General features: G+C 69.4%; 19 protein-coding genes. 6 read left to right on the forward strand and 13 right to left on the reverse strand.

Annotated features, from left to right (window positions below; genetic code table 11):
- The first annotated feature begins 365 nt into the window (after positions 1-365).
- The gene (locus FMP39_RS37680; protein WP_228557546.1) at positions 366-815 is read left to right on the forward strand and encodes a transglycosylase domain-containing protein; all 450 of its coding nucleotides are present in this window, start codon (positions 366-368) and stop codon (positions 813-815) included.
- 285 nt (positions 816-1,100) lie between these two features.
- Here FMP39_RS37680 and FMP39_RS00225 read toward each other — a convergent pair whose 3' ends face one another.
- The gene (locus tag FMP39_RS00225; protein WP_141588036.1) at positions 1,101-1,868 is read right to left on the reverse strand and encodes a hypothetical protein; all 768 of its coding nucleotides are present in this window, start codon (positions 1,866-1,868) and stop codon (positions 1,101-1,103) included.
- On the opposite strand from FMP39_RS00225, the gene FMP39_RS00230 reads away from it, so the two are divergent.
- Positions 1,867-2,439: a bZIP transcription factor gene (locus FMP39_RS00230; RefSeq protein ID WP_141588037.1), complete on the forward strand. Its 573-nt coding sequence runs from the start codon at positions 1,867-1,869 to the stop codon at positions 2,437-2,439. The genes FMP39_RS00225 and FMP39_RS00230 overlap by 2 nt on opposite strands.
- 28 nt (positions 2,440-2,467) lie before the next feature.
- Here FMP39_RS00230 and FMP39_RS00235 read toward each other — a convergent pair whose 3' ends face one another.
- The 4 genes from FMP39_RS00235 to FMP39_RS00250 all read right to left on the reverse strand — a co-directional run bounded on the left by FMP39_RS00235 (position 2,468) and on the right by FMP39_RS00250 (position 4,451).
- Positions 2,468-2,773 carry a cyclic-phosphate processing receiver domain-containing protein gene (locus tag FMP39_RS00235; RefSeq protein ID WP_141588038.1) on the reverse strand — a complete coding sequence of 102 codons (306 nt, stop codon included), beginning with the start codon at positions 2,771-2,773 and terminating at the stop codon, positions 2,468-2,470.
- A 102-nt stretch (positions 2,774-2,875) separates the two neighbouring features.
- The gene (locus FMP39_RS00240) at positions 2,876-3,223 is read right to left on the reverse strand and encodes a TipAS antibiotic-recognition domain-containing protein (RefSeq protein WP_141588039.1); all 348 of its coding nucleotides are present in this window, start codon (positions 3,221-3,223) and stop codon (positions 2,876-2,878) included.
- A 79-nt stretch (positions 3,224-3,302) separates the two neighbouring features.
- Entirely contained in the window at positions 3,303-3,530 is a 228-nt protein-coding gene (locus FMP39_RS00245; RefSeq protein ID WP_141588040.1) for a hypothetical protein, read from the reverse strand.
- A gap of 30 nt (positions 3,531-3,560) precedes the next feature.
- Complete coding sequence (locus FMP39_RS00250; RefSeq protein WP_228557513.1) at positions 3,561-4,451, reverse strand: 2-oxo acid dehydrogenase subunit E2; 891 nt, start codon at positions 4,449-4,451, stop codon at positions 3,561-3,563.
- 84 nt (positions 4,452-4,535) lie between these two features.
- On the opposite strand from FMP39_RS00250, the gene FMP39_RS00255 reads away from it, so the two are divergent.
- Positions 4,536-5,438, forward strand: a complete 903-nt coding sequence (locus tag FMP39_RS00255) for a DUF1684 domain-containing protein (RefSeq protein ID WP_141588042.1) — start codon at positions 4,536-4,538, stop codon at positions 5,436-5,438.
- A 114-nt stretch (positions 5,439-5,552) separates the two neighbouring features.
- Positions 5,553-6,716, forward strand: a complete 1,164-nt coding sequence (locus FMP39_RS00260; RefSeq protein ID WP_141588043.1) for a sorbosone dehydrogenase family protein — start codon at positions 5,553-5,555, stop codon at positions 6,714-6,716.
- A 52-nt stretch (positions 6,717-6,768) separates the two neighbouring features.
- On the opposite strand, the gene FMP39_RS00265 is transcribed toward FMP39_RS00260, so the two are convergent.
- The 8 genes from FMP39_RS00265 to FMP39_RS00300 all read right to left on the reverse strand — a co-directional run bounded on the left by FMP39_RS00265 (position 6,769) and on the right by FMP39_RS00300 (position 16,264).
- A complete protein-coding gene (locus FMP39_RS00265; RefSeq protein ID WP_141588044.1) occupies positions 6,769-7,539 on the reverse strand; it encodes an SDR family NAD(P)-dependent oxidoreductase in 771 nt (256 codons plus the stop codon).
- Positions 7,540-7,805: 266 nt separating this feature from the next.
- Positions 7,806-8,975 carry a tetratricopeptide repeat protein gene (locus FMP39_RS00270; RefSeq protein WP_141588045.1) on the reverse strand — a complete coding sequence of 390 codons (1,170 nt, stop codon included), beginning with the start codon at positions 8,973-8,975 and terminating at the stop codon, positions 7,806-7,808.
- 223 nt (positions 8,976-9,198) lie between these two features.
- The gene (locus FMP39_RS00275) at positions 9,199-11,631 is read right to left on the reverse strand and encodes a M56 family metallopeptidase (protein ID WP_141588046.1); all 2,433 of its coding nucleotides are present in this window, start codon (positions 11,629-11,631) and stop codon (positions 9,199-9,201) included.
- Positions 11,632-11,635: 4 nt separating this feature from the next.
- Entirely contained in the window at positions 11,636-12,019 is a 384-nt protein-coding gene (locus tag FMP39_RS00280) for a BlaI/MecI/CopY family transcriptional regulator (RefSeq protein WP_090487935.1), read from the reverse strand.
- Positions 12,020-12,146: 127 nt separating this feature from the next.
- Positions 12,147-13,562 (reverse strand): hypothetical protein, encoded by a 1,416-nt coding sequence (locus FMP39_RS00285; RefSeq protein ID WP_141588047.1) that lies wholly within the window; start codon positions 13,560-13,562, stop codon positions 12,147-12,149.
- A 133-nt stretch (positions 13,563-13,695) separates the two neighbouring features.
- Entirely contained in the window at positions 13,696-14,190 is a 495-nt protein-coding gene (locus FMP39_RS00290) for a hypothetical protein (RefSeq protein ID WP_141588048.1), read from the reverse strand.
- 152 nt (positions 14,191-14,342) lie between these two features.
- The gene (locus FMP39_RS00295; RefSeq protein WP_141588049.1) at positions 14,343-16,004 is read right to left on the reverse strand and encodes a phospholipase D-like domain-containing protein; all 1,662 of its coding nucleotides are present in this window, start codon (positions 16,002-16,004) and stop codon (positions 14,343-14,345) included.
- A gap of 20 nt (positions 16,005-16,024) precedes the next feature.
- Positions 16,025-16,264 (reverse strand): chaperonin, encoded by a 240-nt coding sequence (locus tag FMP39_RS00300; RefSeq protein ID WP_167371056.1) that lies wholly within the window; start codon positions 16,262-16,264, stop codon positions 16,025-16,027.
- A 469-nt stretch (positions 16,265-16,733) separates the two neighbouring features.
- Between FMP39_RS00300 and FMP39_RS00305 the strand changes: the two genes are divergently transcribed.
- Both FMP39_RS00305 and FMP39_RS00310 read left to right on the forward strand, forming a co-directional pair.
- The gene (locus tag FMP39_RS00305; RefSeq protein ID WP_011556680.1) at positions 16,734-17,309 is read left to right on the forward strand and encodes a hypothetical protein; all 576 of its coding nucleotides are present in this window, start codon (positions 16,734-16,736) and stop codon (positions 17,307-17,309) included.
- Positions 17,310-17,368: 59 nt separating this feature from the next.
- A complete protein-coding gene (locus FMP39_RS00310; RefSeq protein WP_228557514.1) occupies positions 17,369-18,154 on the forward strand; it encodes a hypothetical protein in 786 nt (261 codons plus the stop codon).
- The last annotated feature ends 2 nt before the right edge of the window (positions 18,155-18,156 follow it).

An 18,156-nucleotide genomic window follows, 5' to 3' on the forward strand; every position in this document is an offset into this window, starting at 1 on the left:
TGGGAATGCGGCCAGGACAGAGGCAGCGGTGCTCACGGGTGGCATCGCTGGCCTGAAGGTTGCTCATGCGCCTGGGCCATGCGCTGGAGACGGGCTTTCAAGGTGATGTTGTGGCTGTTGAGCCTCGGGCTTGTGGTGCCGCTGGCCACTGTGGAGTGCGTCTACCAGGCCATGCTCGCGCGGGTGCCCTCCCTTCCCAAAAGGTGAAGGGCCCGTCGCCCCCGGCATCCTGGAATCAGGTGCGGTGGGCGCAGAGCGAACACACGTCGGCGCTTCGCGTGCAACCGGTCTGGCCGACCACCCTCCTCTTCACCTTGATGAAGGTCACGCTGAGTCGCCCCGCGGCAGGAGGAATGCGCGACACCATGCCTCATGGGTTCAGGCTTTCCGGCAGTGTGGCTCACACATGGTCACGCATTCAGGAAGGAGCTGGCGAAAGGCGGATACGCGTCTTTGAAACCCTTGCCCTGACCATCTGGCTCACCCGAAATTGGACCGCGGAGGAGCTGCTTGCTTTCGAAGCGAGGCACCTCTGGTTGGGTCGTGACCTTATCGGCGCACATGCCGCCGCACCCGTGCTGCTGCGCAAGGAGTGGGTACGGCTCGATGCGACAGACGCAGCGTTGCTCCTCGCCATTGCCGAGAACCCTCGCGACGCCGGCTGCGCTCCAGACCGAGTTCGACAGCGGCGAGACAGGCTGCTGGGACACCTGTCCGACGCTGGCGTCGTCAGTGCGGCTGAAGCTGAAGCAGTGCGCACGTCGCCACCGGCACTGAGATCCCCCGCTCGTGAGCCGTCATGTCCCCGGCGCTGAGAAGCCCGTCGGGTGGACTCGACGGTGGATTCCTGACGCCGACGATCCCTACATGCGGCCATCCTCCTGGCTGTTCGCCTGTTCCCGCGCTTGCCGCCTCGCTCCCGGACCTCACCTTTGCGAGGCAAAGGGAAAGGAACCGACCATGCGACGCGCCATCACCCATGCCGCCCTGACCTTCAGCCTCCTCACGTCGTCGGCCGGTCTCGCCCAATCAGCGGGCAGTGGCTCGGCCGGAGGCACGGCGTCTGGCGGAGCGCCGGGCATCGTCCAACCACAGGACGCCTATGAACCAGGCAACTTCTCGCCTCCGCCGCAAACGGCTCCCGGCGATTCGGGAAGAAACTCAATGGACACGATTGAGACCAACACTGGCGCGGAGCCCGTTGCCGCGCCACCGGCGGGCGCGACACGCGGGTACACCCCACAACCGGGTATTGGCGGCAGCGGACAACCTGACACATCCACGAACGCCGCCGACGGCACCTGGGGAACTGGATTGAACGTTCCTTCCACGAGCACGACCGGCACAGGTGGGTCGGGCATGAGTGGCACCGGTGGAACGGGCACGACCAGCGGAAGCACGAACACGGCAGGCGCGAACCCCAGCGTTAGCGGTACGGCGACCGGCGGCAGCGGCACGACGGCCGGCTCCAGCTCCGATGTCGGCGGTACGGCGACCGGCGGCAGCGGCACGACGACCGGCTCCAGCTCCGATGTCGGCGGTACGGCGACCGGCGGCAGCGGCACGACGGCCGGCTCCAGCTCCGATGTCGGCGGTACGGCGACCGGCGGCAGCGGCACGACGACCGGCTCCAGCTCTGATGTCGGCGGTACGGCGACCGGCGGCAGCGGCACGACGACCGGCTCCAGCTCCGATGTCGGCGGTACGGCGACTGGCAGCGGCACGACGACAGGCTCAAGTTCCGATGTCGACGGTACGGCGACCGGCGGCGGCATGACGACAGGCTCCGATGTCGGCGGTACGGCGACCGGCAGCGGCGTGTCGACAGGCTCCGGTGTCGGCGGTACGGCGACCGGCGGCAGCGGCATGACGACCGGCTCCGCGACGGGTGGCGCTGCCGGCAGCAACACGATGGGACCCCAGCCCTCTGCGACGAGCCCGGGCAGTTCGACAGGTGGCAGTGAAACACCGGCTGGCGCGCTCACGAGCGGCGCGGTCAGCGGCGGTGCAGCAGAGACTCAGGAAGCCAGCGGCGCGCGACCCGAGAACCTCGAGCAAGAGGTCGCGCGGCTTCGCGACCAGGTCCAGCGGCTCGAAGCCGAGGTGAACACATTGCGGCGCGAGGGCACGGGGACGGGCGGCTCAGGGACTCAGGCCACTGCGCCTGACGCGGACACGGGCTCCACGGTGCTGGCCAACGTCGTCATGCAAGGACGGGTGGCCTCCGTCGGAAAGGACCACGTCGTGGTCCGCGACGCGGAGTCCGGAGACACCTTCAACCTCTTCGTAACCAACACCACCCGCATCAGCGCCAACGGCAAGCGCGTCTCACCGCAGCAACTCTCCGAGGGCACGCCCGTGCAGGCCGCGTTCAACTACATCGCGGATGGTGACACCTACGCCACGCAGATTCGGGCCTATCCCGGCCGCAGGCGCTGAAGCCCCGCCCCTTCACCTGGCGACGAGCTCAACCACCCTGCCCATCCAGGACGAAGCGCTCGCTGCGGGCGATGGCCAGCGTCATCTTCTGTCGCGCGGAGCTGTTCGCCGAATGCACCTGGACCCGTGGCGGCACGAAGCCACGGGTCGCCACGGCCTCTTCCAACCACAGCAAGACGTCGTATCCGGTGCCATGCGTGTCGTCGCCCAGGTCGTGGTCCAGGCTCAGCTCCGTCACCTGCCCGGACTCCAGCAGCGAAATCGCCTCTTCGGGCCACCACACACGCACCCAGCCGTCGGGAGTGGCCCGTTCGTCATCCAGATAGACCTTCATGGCATCCACGCCTCGCATTCGGTGACACAGCGCCCCAGGGACGCGCCTGAAGCACCGTGACTGAATCCAGCGAAGACGATGAAGCAAGCAGCCTCACCACGGCTACGCCTGCTGCTCCAGACTGGCCATCGCCTTGCCGATGTACGCGAAGAGTGCGGGGTCCAACCCGTGCTTCGCCGCGACCTCGGGCTCCTGCTGATGCGTCGCATTCAGCGCCCCTTCGATGCCAGGGTCGCCCCCCGTGAACGCCTTCAGCAGCTCCCGCCAGCGCATGGCCAGCGAGCGCACCGGCTCGCTCGCGGGGTCCGTGCCCTGGTCCATCTCCGCGCGGACGCGAGCGATGAGTTGGGGCCACTCGGCCTCGACCTGGCGGATGGCTTCCTCGCCCAGGGCCTCGCGGCGGGCCTTCAACTGCTGGAGCTGCTCCGGCGTATAGTGCTTCTCGAACATGATTCACACCTCATCCCGCCACGGAAGTGTGGCGTGATGAGATGGGTACGGCCTCACGCGGCGTGAGGCTCAAGCGGATTCAACGCTCGTCATCCGAAGCGCCGCCCGCGAGCTTCCGCAGCTTCGCTGCGAACGGGCTCTCCTCCCCCGCCCGCAGCGTCCCGCCCGCCATCCGCTGCCGCCGCGCCAGCGCAAGGCCGCCTTCCGCAGGCCCTTCCAGCGCCTCCTTCTCGAAGCGGTCCTGCCCACCGAGCGCGCGCCCCACGGGGCGCGAAGCAATGACACGGCGGTTCGTATCCACGGACATGAAGGCCCCTTTCGAAGCAGCGGCCCGATGCTACCCCACCTCCGCACCACTCGCAGCCCCGCGCCCGTCTGGCGAAGCCAAGCCCCACGTCCCCTCCGGATCCTCCAGCGCCGCGCCGATGTCGCGCAAGACACGCGCGGCGTCCTCCACGCCGATGAGCCGGGCGTCCCAGGTGCAAGTGAGCGTCATCACCAGCCCAGGCACCAGCGCGCCCGCATCCATCACGGGCTCCGTCCGCACCGCGCCCGGTGCCAGCAGGAAGGGCACGCGCGTGTACGGCACCAGGGCCACATAGCCCCGTTCCAGCCCCAACGAGCCCAGACTCGTCACCGCCACCGAGCCGAACGGGTCCCACGGCATGCCCACCCAGCGCAGGTCCACGTTCAACGTGAACCAGACGAAGGACAACATCCGCAGCGCCAATCCCATCAAGAAGCCAGGGATGAGCGAGGAGCGCCGCTTGCCACGCTCGATGACGGCATCCCGGCGCGCTCGGACCGCTGCGATGCGCGAGGCCATCGTCTCCGCGAAAGCTCCCAGTGACAGCGAGTCCGCGCGATGCACCGTGGCAGTCGTCAGGTCCGCGCGTCCCGTCTCCGCGGGCTGCACCACCAACACACAGACGCCAACCTCCTTGCGCCGCCAGGGGCGATTCCAGCGCATCAGGACATTCGCTTCGGGATGGCGGCGCAGCGCATCCGCGGCGGCCTTGGCCACCAGGTGCGTCACCGTGAGGCGCTGTCCCGTCCGGGCGCGGAAGGCTTCGAGGAAGGCCACCGCTCGCTCCATGCGCACCTCCACCGCCGCATAGGCGCTGGGGTCTCCCGGCGAACGCCATGTCCCCAGGGCGAGCTTGCGGAAGGCACCGGCCGGCGGTGCGGGCTGAAGGTCGAGGTGCACGGGCAGCGTCCGCCTTCGCACGGAGCCCGGTCCCCTGCAACTGTGAGCCCTGCGCCTGGCCCGCCGCCCTGTTAGACAGGGGCTTCCCTCCCCCGAGGCCCCGACATGACGCCCATCGCCCTGGCCCTGTCCCTCGCCCTCCAAGCCTCGCCAGCCCCCCAGAACATGTCCCAGACCACCGCGCCCACCGCCGATGACTTGCAGACGTCCACCCGCGCCTGGCATGAGCAGCGCGTCCAGCGACTCCAGGCGGAGGACGGCTGGCTCACCCTCGTGGGCCTGTTCTGGCTCAAGGAAGGCGAGCAGACAGCAGGCTCCGCGCCCGAGAGCGACCTGGACTTCCCCGCGGGCACGCCCGCGAAGCTGGGCACCTTCACGCGGCAGGGCAACACCGCGCGCTTCCAGCCGGCGCCCGGCCTCACCTTCACCCGCAACGGCCAGCCCTTCACGGGCGGCGCGCTCCAGTCGGACGAGCAGGGCTCGCCGGACGTGCTCAAGCTCGGCAACGTCAGCTTCCAGCTCATCCTCCGAGGCGACAAGCTGGGCGTCCGCGTGAGGGACTCCGGCGCGGCGACGCGCAAGCAGTTCCAGGGCATCCCCACGTACCCGGCGAGCAACGACTGGCGCATCGAGGCGCGCTTCGAGCCCGCGCAGACGCCTCGGATGCTGCAGGTCCCCAACGTGCTGGGAACCATCGACGAGATGAAGGCCCCCGGCACGCTCGTGTTCACGGTGGCGGGCAAGGAGCACCGGCTGACGCCCGTGGAGGACGGTTCGGGCAAGCTCTTCATCATCTTCGCGGATGAGACCAACCGCGACGCGACCTACGGCGCGGGCCGCTTCCTCTCCGCGGACATGCCCACCGACGGGCGCGTCGTGCTCGACTTCAACCGGGCCTACAATCCGCCCTGCGCATTCACGAAGTTCGCCACCTGCCCGCTGCCTCCGCGCGGCAACCGGCTCGCCACGCGCGTGGAGGCCGGCGAGAAACGCTACGCGGACCACTGACGCCGGGCCTGCCTCTAGGTCTCGAGCAAGCAGCCCGGCACGCGCGTCCGTCCCTGGACGCTCCGTGCCCCGGGAGGCTGGCGCATCCACGCGCTCGCGGACATTAATCCACGCATGCGCGCCTCTTTGACGCTCCTCCCCGCTCTCGTGGTGCTCGCCCTGTCCGCCTCCGCCTGCCGCAAGAGCCAGGCGCAAGGCACCGCGTCTCCCCAGGACTGCATCCTCGTAGAGAAAGGCTGGGGCGCCGACGGCACCGTGCCCTTCAACGTCGAGGTGGTGGCGCGGGGCCTGGAGACGCCGTGGGGCATCGCGTGGCTCCCCGGAGGCGACGCGCTCGTCACCGAGCGCCCGGGCCGCATCCGCCTGCTCAAGGACGGCGTCCTCCAGCCGCGGCCCGTGGCGACGGTGCCCGTCACGGACGCCGCGGAGGGTGGCCTGCTCGGCATCGCGGCCCACCCGGACTTCGCGAACAACCGCCAGTTCTACATCTACGTCACCACGGACGCGGGCGGCCCCGAGGAGAACCGCATCGAGCGGTGGACGCTGTCGGAGGACCACACCTCGGCGACGCACGAGCGCGTCATCTTCGGCGGCATCGCCTCCGCCAAGTATCACGACGGTGGGCGCCTGCGCTTCGGCTCAGATGGCATGTTGTACGCGGGCACCGGTGACGCGAGAGACCCGGACCGCTCGCAGAACGCGAACGACCCGGCCGGAAAGCTGCTGCGCCTCACGCCGGAGGGAGCGGTGCCCCAGGACAATCCCATCCCTGGCTCGCCCGCGTTCCTCACCGGCATCCGCAACCTCCAGGCCTTCGACTGGCGCGACGCCTCCACGCTGTACATCGTGGACCACGGCCCCAGCGGCGAGACGCTGCGCCGGGGACACGACGAGGTCAGCGTCGCCCACCGCGGTGACAACCTGGGCTGGCCCGGCATCTACTCGTGCGAGACGCGCGAGGGGCAAATCACACCGTCCATCACCTACAAGGACGCCATGCCCCCAGGCGGCGCCGCCATCTACACCGGAACGGCCATCCCCGAATGGAAGGGCTCGCTGCTCATCGGCACGCTGGGCTCACGCCACCTCCAGCGCGTGGAGTTCGCGCCGGATTCGAGCCGCGTGACCAGGCACGAAGTGTACCTGCGCAACACCTACGGCCGGCTGCGCGAGGTCATCATGGGGCCGGATGGCCACCTCTACGTCACCACCAGCAACTGCGACGGACGCGGTGACTGCGGCCCGGACAAGGACGTCATCCTCCGCCTGAAGCGCTGAGCACGGGCCTTCAGCGCTCCGGCCTTGCCCAAGGGCACTGGAGCGCGCGCCGTCAGAGCATCATCCCGCCCGAGGCCTCGATGCGCTGGCCCGTCACCCACGCGCTCTCCGGCGACAGCAGCATGGCGACCGCATCCCCGATGTCGTCGGGTTGCCCCACGCGGCCGAGCGCAACCTGGGCGGCCAGCGTCTTGTTCAGCTCCGGGTTGTCACGGACGACGCCGCCCCCGAAGTCCGTCGCGGTCGCGCCCGGCGCGAGCACGTTGACGGAAATCCTCCGAGGTCCCAGCTCCTTCGCGAGGTACCGGGTGAGCGCCTCCACGCCCGCCTTCATGGCCGCGTAGGCGGCGTGACCAGGGAAGGTGAAGCGCGCGAGCCCGGAGGAGATGTTCAGGATGCGCCCCCCATCCGCCAGCACCGGCAACAGCCGCTGCGTGAGGAAGAACGCCCCCTTGAGGTGAACATTCATCAACGCGTCGAACTGGGCCTCGGTCGTCTCCGCGAAGCTGACTTGGATGCCCATGCCCGCGTTGTTCACCAGGAAGTCCAGTCGCTCGCGCCCGAAGTGACGGCCCAGCTCCGTCCGCACCGCGTCCACGAAGGCGCCGAAGCCCCGCGTGTCCCCCACATCGAGCGGGAGCGCCACCGCCTTGCCGCCTGCTGCTTCAATCTGCTTCACGACCGCCGCCGCTTCGTCCGCGCCGGTGCGGTACGTCAGGATGATGCCGGTGCCCCGGGCCGCCAGCTTGAGCGCCATGTTCCGCCCCAGTCCACGGCTCCCCCCCGTGATGAGAGCCACGGGCATGTTCTTCGAGGTGCTCATCTCCAATCCTTTCCGGTGACGCGGCGGTGCGCCGCACCTGTCCATGAATTGGGAGCCGTGAGCGGATTGAGAAGGGGGCTGCGCTCCGACACACCGTTTCGACGGCGCTCGAAGCGGAGCTCGGCACGCTGTTCCAGGCGGCCAGGGGCTCGCGCGGGCGCGGGCGCATCACCCTGCCCGTCAACGTCGCGCGCGAACCCATCCTCCCGCGCCTGTACCTGTACTTCGAGCCGCATGAGGAGGGCTGACGCCCTCCCGCCGGTACGTCAGGCGCCGAGCTGCTTCAACAACTGCTCGGCCTGCGCGCGCACGTCCTCGGCGCCCAGCGCCAGCGCCTGCTTCGCGTGGCGCGCTGAGAGCTCCTTGTCCGCGGGGAAGGTCCCCAGGGCCATGTTGAGGTGCGTGCCCGCGTCATTCGGGTGCGCGCCCAGCACGGGCGCCAGCAACGCCGCGACCCGCGAGTGCCCGTTGTCCTGCATCAGCACCACCGCGAGGTCGTTGGTGGGTCCGGGGTCCGTCGGCACCGTGGCCACGGCCGCCTCCAGCAGCGTCACCGCCTCGGCGCGCTCGCCCAGCGCGAGGTGCATCTGCGCCAGCGCGTGCTGGGCCTGCCAGCTTCCGGGCGCCTGCCGTAGCACCTCCGCGAAGACGTCCTTGGCCTCGGCGAAGGCGCCAGCGCTCATCGTCGCCAGGCCGAGCAAGTAGAGATAGGTGATGCTGGAAGGGTCCAGCTTGCGCAACTCCTGAGCCACGCGCTTGGCGCCATCCGAGCTGCCGGCGGACAGGTACAGTCTGAAGAGGTCCTCCAGCACCGCGCGCTGGAGCCCCCCCCGCGCCTTCTCCAGCGCCTGCGTGGCGGCCTGGATGGCCAGCCCCAGTTGGCCGCATGCGGAATGGGCTCGCGACAACATCAGCAGCGGCATGGCCTCCTGTGGCGCGCCCTCGGCGGCCCGCAGGAAGTGCGACACCGCGCCATCCGGCTCGTTCTGCTGAAGGCGGATGCGCCCCAGTTCGAAGTGGACGTGGGTGCTGCTGGGGGAAATCTGGAGCACGGACTCGAAGGCGGCGCGCGCTCCCGCCAGGTCCCCGCGCTCGAACAGCAGCGAGCCCAGGTTGAAGCGCTCGAAGTAGCCCGCGGTGGGGGCGGCGGCCAGCGCCTTGAGGGACTCCAGCGCCTCCGGGTCGCCCGCCTGGGCGCGCAGCATGGCGAGGTGCGCCTGCCCCTCCGTGTGGTCCGGCTTCGCCTTCAGCAGGCGGAGCACGGCGGCCTCCGCATCCGCCGCCGCGCCGGTGCTCAGGTGCACACGGACCAGGCCCAGGAGGCAATCCACGTCATTCGGATCAATGGAGAGCCCCTTCTGGAAGCTCTTCACCGCGTCCTGGGTCTGTCCCACTTGAAGGAAGCGACCCCCTTCCTGAGCATGCGTCGAAGCCATGCATCAGCATCTACCACGGGGTGTCGAGTCCCGGCAGTTCACGGAGCCACTTGCCCGTGCGGTCCGCGCCCGCGGGACCGAGCACCGCCCATACTCGCAGCGGCATCCGCCTTCGCCTCGAAGTGCGAGGGCGCTGCCTGCCATTCCGGCGGGAGGTACCGAGGACCCACCCTGGGGAGCGCATGGATGACGCGCTCCCCAGCCCCTCGAGCCCCCGAGCGTCTCAGGTGGGCATCGGCTGGCCCAGGCCCTTGCGCAGCGCCTCGTCGATGAGGCCCTGCACCTTCGCCTCCGCTTCCTTCGCGCGGGACTGGTGCTGCTCGCTCAACTTGGCCTGCTCCAGGTGCAGGGCGTGCTGCTTCTCGCTGAGCTGGTGCTGCTCCTTGCTTAGGACGGACTGCTTCTCGGCCAGGCCCGCCATCTTCATCTCCAGGGCCTTCATCTCCTCTTCCTGCTCGCGCTCCTGCTTCTTCAGCTCGGAGCGGCGGCGCTCGCGCTCGGCTTCGGGCAGGGTGTCCAGACGCGACTCCTCCAGGTGGAGCATTGACTGCTTGTAGGCCAGGTCGCCCAGCTTGCGTCCCAGCCCGCCCTGCTCGTGGCCCAGGGTGGCCTGCTTCTGGCCGAGCATCGCCTGCTGCTGCCCCAGGGCACCCTGCTTCGCTCCCAGCGCGCGTTGCGCCTCGCCCAGCTCGCGGGTGACGGAGTGCGCTTCGCGAATGGACTTCAGCGTGGCCGCGTCGCGGATGATGAACGCCTCGCCCTTGCGGCGGACGAACAGGAGCTCCTTGTCCTTCTGCTTGAAGGTGCGCGCCAGCTCCAGGTCGACAGTGCTGCCGTTCATCATCGCCATGCCGTCCGTCAGCAGCACGTAACCGCGGTCCGGGTCGCCGGGCGCGGGCGGCGCGGGCGGCGCAGGCGGTGAGGGTGGAGACGGAGGAGTCGGCGGAACGGCCGCGATGTGCGGCGTGCCCCCCACGATGTGCCGCTGCGTGACGACAGCGAGACGCGGAGCAGCAGGCGCCGGCGGCGTTCTGGGAACGGATGGCGACAGAGCAACGCTGGGCGGGACGGGCGGCACCGGAGCGGAGCCGGGTGACGCGGGCGGAGCGGGCGGCACCGGAGGAGGCTCGGAGGTCATCACGCCCGTGGAGTACGACACGACCACGCCCTGCTTGATGACGGTGCGCTCGGCCTGTGCGTCCGACGGGGTCGCAGCGGGGGCGGGCCGGGCCTCCGGCGCGGATGCGGGTGCCGTCGAGGGCCGAGCACTCGGTGACGGCGCGCTCTTGGCAACCGGGGACGCGGATTGTGTGCTCGGTGTGGGCGCGTTCTGGGCCGCGGTGGACGCAGGCTTCGACGACGCGGTGCCACTCTGTCCAGACGCCGCCGACTCGGGCGCCAGGCGAGGTGCACCACTCGCTTCCCGTGCGACGACCTGGAAGGGCACCAGCGCAGCAACACCCACGGCGGAGAGCGCCACCCTCAACAGGCGCCGGATTCGAGGGGGAACGGCATCGACGTGCTCCAGCATGCTCAACCTCCTGTGCAACGCATCAACGTGAGAGGACGCCCCCAGCGCAGCAGCCGTGCCGGGAGTTCTGGCGATTCCAAAGGCGAGAATCAGCTCGCCGTAGTCCGCGAGCTCCGCATCCGTGAGCCGGATGGCCTCGGCATCACACGCCTCCTCACGGGCCAGCGCGTACTCGCGAGCCGCCCGCCGCGCGAGCGGATGGAAGAAGAAGAGCGACTCCGCCAGCGCCGGCACCCAGCCGAGCCACAAGTCACCGCGACGCAGGTGCGCCAGCTCGTGCGCCAGCGCCATGCGCAGGGCCGCCACGGGCAACCGTCGCACCGCCCTCCCGGGCAGCACCACGACTGGAGACAGCAGTCCCGTGGCCAGCGGGCTGGCCACCGATTCGGAGACAAGGAGTCCCGGCACGCGCCGCAGTCCCGCGGCAGCGGACAGCGCCCGCACCTCCGCTTCCAATCCCGGGTGAACCAACGGGCGTGCGGACTGGCGAAGGCGACGCACCGCGAGCCCGCCCTTCACATGGCCATACACCTGCCACAGCACGCCGGCTCCCCAGACCGCCAGAAGCAGCCCCACCATGGCGCGGCCCCACGGAAAGGGAGCATCGGGCTCGGCCACCGTGCCCGCATCGACAGCACCGGCCTGAAGGGCGCCACGCCGCGCGGCCTCCGCCCCGGACGTCGCGAAGGTCGTGCGCTCCCACGATGAGCCATCCCGCTGCGGAGAGAGCACGGGCCCGTCGGTTGCCGCTTCGGCCACGGACCTCTCGGAGTCAAAGCCCTCCCCGGGAGACACGTGTCGCTGAGCGTCCACCGCCACAGCCTCCGAGACGCGAGGCACCGCCTCCCACGCGGAACTCCCGCCCCACCAGGCCTCCACCCGCGCCACGCCAGCAGCCGCCGACGCGGGCAGCACCGGCAACGCGAGGGAAGGCAGCCACCCCAGCGCCACCACGAACTTCAGCGCCACCAGCCACCAGAGCCCCGCGCGCAGCGACGCCGGAAGCTTCGGCCACGCCCTCGCCACCGCCCACACCAGCACGGCGCAAAGCGCCCCCTGCCACGACGCCCGCCACAGACCCGACGACGCCCACGCCCCTACGTGCGACAGCCAGTCCGTGCCCATGTCGCTATCCCTTCCGCTTCTTCGAGCGCAGCCGCGCCACGACGTCCTGGAGCTGCGCCAGGTCCTCGTCGGACACGTCCTCCGCCTCGGACAGGTACGCGGCGAACGGCGACAGCGAGCCCGACAGCGAGCGCTGCACGAAGTCCCCCACCACGTCCCGCAGCAGCTCCGACGCCGGCACGGGTGAGGCGTACTGGAACACGCCCTCCACCTTGCGCCGTGTCAGGTAGCCCTTGAGCCGCAGCCGCTCCATGACGGTGAGGATAGTGGAGCGCGCCAGCCCCTGCGCCTCGCCGAAGCGCTCTGCCACTTCGCCCACGGTCGCCGGACCGTGTTCGGCCACGTACCGCAGCACCAACAGCTCCTGCTCTCCCACCGGCTTCTTCATGGACCATCCCGTGACGACAACTGTAGTCACGAGGAAGGTACGACTGACTACAACCGTAGTCAAGCCGGACAAAAAGACAGCGGCGGCAGGCCCCTGAAGGCCCACTCGCCGCTCGAGTCACTGCCGTTCAGCGCTGGAAGTCCACGCCGACGCCGGCGCCCGCGGTGACACCTCGCACGAGCGTACCGTCCGGTTGAGGGAAATGAACGGTTCCGCCGGAGCCCCAGGCATAGACGTGGTTGACGATGCGCTGCCGCAGCTCCACGCCCGCCGAATAACGCGGCCTGTCTCCCAGGCCCGTCAGCACCACGCGCGCCAGCGCCCGCGTCCTGCCGCCCGGCAACTCGAAGCCAGCGGACACATCCGTGTCCGTCCTGCCAAAGCCGAAGTACTGCGCCGCCACGCTGCCCAGCAGGAGCAGCTCGTTGGGATTCCCCTTCGCGACGCTCAGCTCCACGTAGCCAGCGAAGCCCGACGGGAGCACCTCCTCCGCGATGGGCGTCTCCGACAGACCGACGCCGGAGAAGCGGCCCAGCTCGTAGTCGGGACCGAACATGCCGAAGCGGAAGCGGCCCCCCTGCTTGCGGCCCTGGACCGTCACGCTCACCTGCGTGCCACTGGCCATCTGTCCTTCCAAGGCCACGCCCAGCAATCCACCGAAGGCCGGCGTGTAGGCCCGCGTGAAGCGCGCGCCGCCGCCCAGCAGGGCCCACGCGCGCAGGCGCTCACCCTTGTACAGGGCAATGTCTCCGCCCACTGACGCCAAGGTGAGGTCGGGCGAAGTGCCGCCCGCGCGGCCCGCGTCATGCGCCGCGGACAACCGGATGAGGTAGCGGTCGAAACGATTGGCGTCGTCACTGGCCATGCGGCCGATGTCCAGCAGCGCCTCGCCCGCGAAGATGCGCGCGGCGAGCACGTCACTGGCCAGAATCTCCGCGCGGACCGCGCCCTTCACGAAGGTGAGCGAGCCACCCGCGGGGTGATAGTCCGGCGCCAGCACGTTGCTGTAGCGGCCCACGAGATAGCCGCGGCCCAGCGTCTCTTCGGAGAAAGGCTCGACGCGGAGGAAGAAGGGGCGACCCTCCTGGCCGATGCGCAGCATGCGCACCACCTGCCCGAAGTCACTCAGCTCATCCCAGTCCTCACGGCGCACGCCGCCGCTGTAGTCCTCCGTGGTCGTGGGCGCTTCGTCCACGACCCGCAGCCGCAGGTTCGCCCCCAGCCGCAGCACGAAGGTCTCCCCGTGCGTCAGCCCCAGCGAGGGGTAGATGCGCGCGAAGAAGTCCTGCCCCCCGCCACGAGGCCCCGAGGGAAGGCTCAGGCCACCCACCTCCAACTGGCCGCTGAAGCCGAAGCCCACGCCGCCCGTGTGGGCACTGCCCGGAGGCGCGGGCTCATCCAGCCGCGCGGCGGAGACGGGGGCACCTTCCCTCCGCGATGTCGAGGAGACCTCCTCCTCCGAAGAGACCTCCTCCACGGTAGAGCTGCCGTCGTACTGCGTGGACACCAGGGCGAGTAGAGCGAAGAGGGGGGCGCCAGTCATCGTCCCCCGACTCTACCTGTCCATGGCGCGAGACGAAGCAGGTGACTGCATCCGCGTGTGGGTGCCACTGCGGACCGTCGGTACACGCGCCCCCGCCTGGCGCCAGCGGGCGACGCGCGACCTTCACGCCGCATCAACGGTTGCCGTCGACTTCAACCTCGTCGGCTTCCACTTCCCGCGTCTCGACGTCGCTGGCGTCGAGCTCCTTGACGTCGGACTTGCCGTCCACTGGCTCGCGCTGGATGTTGCCGGAGCCGCCCACGCCATCCTTGCGGGCCTCTTCACTCTGCTGGCCACCCAGGAGCGGGCCGTCCTGCACGTCGTACTTCTCGCCCTCTGGCGTCGTCACCGAGGTGCCCGCGCCCATGCCGGGGCCACTGCCACCGGTGGCCTCGCCGTCGTAGACGGTGGGCGCGTCCTCCCTGTCCCGGCGCTCGTTTTTCGTCACGTCCGCGGCCTCACCCGCGCTGCGGTCATCCCACTCAGAAGACGTGTCCACGGACTCGGGCGCCGTGGTCTCCGTGCCCGAACCACCGATGGCGCTGTCATCCGCGCGCGTGTTCGCCGAGTTGCTCGAACAACCCCAGAAGGCCAGCGCAGCCGCTGCGGCCATGAGAGGAAGCTTCATGGTGAATCCCCCTTGCGTGAGAGAAGTTGTGCTCTCGACAAGGTGGCGTCCCGCGCGACAGGGACAACCCGCCGGCCGTGCCCGTGCCCCCGGGCCCGTCCCAAGGCAGGCGAGCGGGCAGGCCCTTGGCCGCCTCCCGCCTCCGCGCGCGGCTACCCTTCGTCCTGTGCGCAGGGAAGGATGGCGCGGTGCGGGCGCTCGGTGCCCGTGCCCACCAGCCAGCGCGACAGCAGGCGGACACCGGAGGCGAACAGGCCGTCCTCGGCGCGGTGGAGTGCCTCGAAGAGGGACTCGTCCAGCACCGACTGCTCCGGGTCGATGATGAGCTCCTCGGGCTCCAGCGACTTGAGCAGCGGACTCTGGTCGAACACCGTCGACATCGGGTGGACGCGCAGGCGCCGCAGCCCCATGACGGCCACGTCGTCCAGCCACTCCACCAGTCCGCTGTCCGCGGCCGCCAGCAGGCGAAGGGCCGCCATGCCCTCCAGCCCCGCGTGCTCGGCCATCAGCGACACGCGGATGCGGCGGATGGCGCGCGCCGTCGCGCCGTTCGGCGCCTCCGCCTCCCAGCTCAGGTTCAGCTCCGAATCCAACCCGAGGCTGCGGTTGGTGGTGTTCGCGGAGCCCAGCGTGAGGAAGCGGTCATCCACCACCATCACCTTCGAGTGGATGTACGTGTAGATGTCCTCGCCGGTGCGCGCGTCGTGCCCCGCGGAGCAGTACACGCCAAAGGCATGTCCCGTCTCGTGCGCCACGCGCTCCAGCGTGCGCAGCAGCCGCACCTGGGCGATGCCCATGGCCAGTTGTTCGCGCAGCGCCTCCGGCTGCCGCGGCAGCACCAGGACAATCTGCAGCCGTCCCCGCCAGGAGGACCGCATGCGCTTCACCAGCGCCTGGAAGATGGCCCGCGAGGAGAAGTACTGGTTTTCGATGTAGATGAAGCGCTCGGCCGAAGCGATGGCGTCCAGATACAGCATGGCCACCTCCTGCACCGCGGGCTGCGGCGGGAGGAGCGTCTTGCCGAAGGTGCGGCTGATGGCCACCGGCCCCGGCGGCGCTGGCAGGCTCGGCGTGAAGTCCACGTCATCCCGAGACACCCTGGGCAGCCGCAGCTCACCGCCGCCCGAGTGCGCCCAGCGCGCCTCGAACAACTCCGCCAGGCGGTCCACCACCGGCCCCGTCAGCACGGACTGCACGTCATGATAGGGGCCGTGCGGATCCCTCCCGCTGTCACAGCGCAGCTCCGAGTGCACCCGGTGCTCCCGGTCATCCCACCGGCAATCACAGACATCCATGCCGCCGGTGAAGGCCAGCGCGCCGTCGATGACGACCACCTTCTGGTGATGCGCGCCATACAACGGACTGGAGGCGTCGAAGCGGAAGCACACCTGCCCGTTCGCCGTCCAATTGAAGATGAGCCGCTGCATCCACTCGCGCTCCATGGCGAGCAGCAGGCTGAAGTCCCACGCCAGCACGTAGACGCGCAGCTCCGGGTTGGCCCGGCACAGCTCGTCCAGCATCGGCAGCAGCCGTGACTCGCCGCGCGCCTCGCGAAGGTCCTCGCCTCGCAGCAGCGCCACGTCGCTGTCGAACTGCCAGCCGGTAATCGCGATGTAACGACGGGCCTTCTGCGCGGCCCGGTACAGCTCCCGGTAGTAGTCGCGCGCGTCCACCAGCACGCCCGCGTCGCTCGCCTCCTCCACCGTCCAGCAATTCCGTCCGGGACTGATGATGCGTCTCACAGGTGCGTCCCTTCCCGTCCCCGCCTCGGCCGCCCTCACCTGGCGCCACCGCCAGGTCCTCCTGCACCGCACACGCCCCGGATTGGCGTGTGTCAGCCGACGAAGACGATGTGCTTGCCCGTGGCGACCGCCATGTCCTTGGAGGACATCACCTGCGCCACCTTCTTCACCTCGCCGCCCACCGTGTCGAAGGCCGCCGCGATGAGGTCGCCCAGCGTCACCTGCACCTGGCGGGCGCCCCGGCCAGCCCCCTTCACCGCGCTCGCTGCCGACACCTTCATCTGCTGGGCCTCACGACGGATGACCTGTCCACGCTTCTGAGTCTTCGCCATGATTTCGTCTCCAAGGGTGAGAGGGTTGCTTGTGCTGCTTCCTTCAGCAACCGGCGTGCCGAGCGCCAACCCCGCGATTTTCCGAAGGCCGGCTGCCTGCCCCCCCGCCCCAGGGACCGGACTTCTGACTTTTTTTCAGCCCTGTCCCGGCAGGCTTCCGACGGAAGTTCTTCCCTGCCACCGGATGACGGCGTCCGGCCGCTGGGGCGCTCCGCCGGGGCAGGTTGCCCCGCTGGGGCATCCCGCCCCACGCGGCCCACGGCTGCTCGCTCCCGCGCGCCGCGTGAGCCCACGCCCACTCACAGCGAAACCCAGGTCACCTGACTTCATACCGACCGCGCGGGTCGTTATTGCGCCACGGGGAATCCCATATCGAATCTTCCGGAAAATTACAGACATGTAAGTCTATTTGAAAATATAGGAAAAAGCCGCTTCAATACGTGTCACTCCTCACGAGGGCGTAACCCGTATGGAATTGAAGACTCCCATCAGCGCCACCGCACCAACCCTTCAGCCCATGTCGTTCCAGGGCATCGAAGTCATCGGCCAGTCGATTCTCGCCATCGTCAACGGCATGGAGCTCGCCCAGTCACGCGCGTTGCGCATCCTGGGGGAGAACGGCATCGCGCCACTGAAGGCGGATGCCTGGTACCCCATGCCCGCCCTGCTGAAGTCGTTCCGGCTGGTGTTCGACAAGATTGGTCCCAGCACGGTGAGGACCATTGGCCGGAAGATTCCAGACAGCGCGCACTTCCCGCCAGACATCGACACGCTGGAGAAGGGGCTGCGCGCGGTGGACATGGCGTACCGGATGAACCACCGCGGCAAGGGCGCCATCGGCGGCTACCGCTTCGAGCCGGTGGATAAGCGAAACGCTCGCATGGTGTGTGACAACCCCTATCCGTGTGACTTGGACCTGGGGCTCATCGAAGCCATTGGCGACCGGTTCCGTCCCAAGGATTCGCTTTGGGTGCGTATTGAACATGAGGCCAAGAGTTGCCGGCGGCGCGGCGACAGCGCCTGCACGTACAGCATCAATTGGTAGCGGAGTCCCGCCAGCGGGCCGGGGGCGGCGCATCACCAGACACCCCAGGGAGGTCCATCATGAAGGAAGTGCTCCAACACATCGCCGTGCGCGAGGCGCGCTTCGCAGCGCACCCCTTCTTCTCCGACATGCGGATGGACCGCCCCATTGAACAGGTGATGGCCTTCGCGCCGCGCCTGACCTTCTGGGTGATGACGTTCCAGGACGTGCTGCGCCTCAACGCACACTTCATCCAGGACGCGCACCTCAAGGCGCTGGCCACGCGGCACCATGCCGAGGAGGGCGGGCATGACCAGTGGTTCGAGGACGACATCTCCGCGCTCACGGGCGGCTCGCTGAGCATCGGCAGCATGTACGGCCGCGCGCACGTGAAGACGCGTGACGCGGCCTACGCCATCATCAGCGAGGTGTACCGCCCGGTGGATGACCGGCTGCGCATCGTCCTGCTGTGGGCGCTGGAGTCCACCAGCCATGTCTTCTTCAGCCGCACCGCCATCATCAGCGCGGCGCAGGGCGCGGACGACCGGCTGAAGTACTTCTCCGACCACCACATGCAGGCCGAAGCGCAGCACGCCATGTTCGAACAGGAGCTGGCGGCGGAGCTGGAGGCCATGCAGCTGTCCCCGGAGGTGCGCGCGGACGCCCTGGCCATGGTGGACCGCATCTACGCGGCGTTCGACACCATGTTCGACGGGCTGCGCGTCAACCTGGAGCGGGAGCACGCCGAGGCCCCCGCACCGGGCCTCCAGGCGCACACCGCCACCGCCGAAGTCCTCCCCCTGGAGATGGAAGAGGACCTGGAAATCATCGTCCTGGAAGAGGACGGGGAAGCCCGCGCCGCCTGAGG

This window comes from Myxococcus sp. AB056, from assembly GCF_006547365.1.
Classification (GTDB): Bacteria; Myxococcota; Myxococcia; order Myxococcales; family Myxococcaceae; genus Myxococcus; species Myxococcus virescens.

Coding starts and splice junctions, on each gene's coding strand:
- FMP39_RS00240 (WP_141588039.1), bottom strand. CDS start 3,223: ATGTTCGAGAAGCACTATACGCCGGAGCAGCTCCAGCAGTTGAAGGCC.
- FMP39_RS00265 (WP_141588044.1), bottom strand. CDS start 7,539: ATGAGCACCTCGAAGAACATGCCCGTGGCTCTCATCACGGGGGGGAGC.
- FMP39_RS00270 (WP_141588045.1), bottom strand. CDS start 8,975: ATGGCTTCGACGCATGCTCAGGAAGGGGGTCGCTTCCTTCAAGTGGGA.
- FMP39_RS00285 (WP_141588047.1), bottom strand. CDS start 13,562: ATGACTGGCGCCCCCCTCTTCGCTCTACTCGCCCTGGTGTCCACGCAG.
- FMP39_RS00225 (WP_141588036.1), bottom strand. CDS start 1,868: ATGCCGCTGCCGCCGGTCGCCGTACCGCCGACACCGGAGCCTGTCGAC.
- FMP39_RS00230 (WP_141588037.1), top strand. CDS start 1,867: ATGACGACCGGCTCCGCGACGGGTGGCGCTGCCGGCAGCAACACGATG.
- FMP39_RS00310 (WP_228557514.1), top strand. CDS start 17,369: ATGAAGGAAGTGCTCCAACACATCGCCGTGCGCGAGGCGCGCTTCGCA.
- FMP39_RS00275 (WP_141588046.1), bottom strand. CDS start 11,631: ATGGGCACGGACTGGCTGTCGCACGTAGGGGCGTGGGCGTCGTCGGGT.
- FMP39_RS00290 (WP_141588048.1), bottom strand. CDS start 14,190: ATGAAGCTTCCTCTCATGGCCGCAGCGGCTGCGCTGGCCTTCTGGGGT.
- FMP39_RS00300 (WP_167371056.1), bottom strand. CDS start 16,264: ATGGCGAAGACTCAGAAGCGTGGACAGGTCATCCGTCGTGAGGCCCAG.
- FMP39_RS00260 (WP_141588043.1), top strand. CDS start 5,553: ATGCGCGCCTCTTTGACGCTCCTCCCCGCTCTCGTGGTGCTCGCCCTG.
- FMP39_RS00280 (WP_090487935.1), bottom strand. CDS start 12,019: ATGAAGAAGCCGGTGGGAGAGCAGGAGCTGTTGGTGCTGCGGTACGTG.
- FMP39_RS00305 (WP_011556680.1), top strand. CDS start 16,734: ATGGAATTGAAGACTCCCATCAGCGCCACCGCACCAACCCTTCAGCCC.
- FMP39_RS00245 (WP_141588040.1), bottom strand. CDS start 3,530: ATGTCCGTGGATACGAACCGCCGTGTCATTGCTTCGCGCCCCGTGGGG.
- FMP39_RS37680 (WP_228557546.1), top strand. CDS start 366: ATGCCTCATGGGTTCAGGCTTTCCGGCAGTGTGGCTCACACATGGTCA.
- FMP39_RS00255 (WP_141588042.1), top strand. CDS start 4,536: ATGACGCCCATCGCCCTGGCCCTGTCCCTCGCCCTCCAAGCCTCGCCA.
- FMP39_RS00235 (WP_141588038.1), bottom strand. CDS start 2,773: ATGAAGGTCTATCTGGATGACGAACGGGCCACTCCCGACGGCTGGGTG.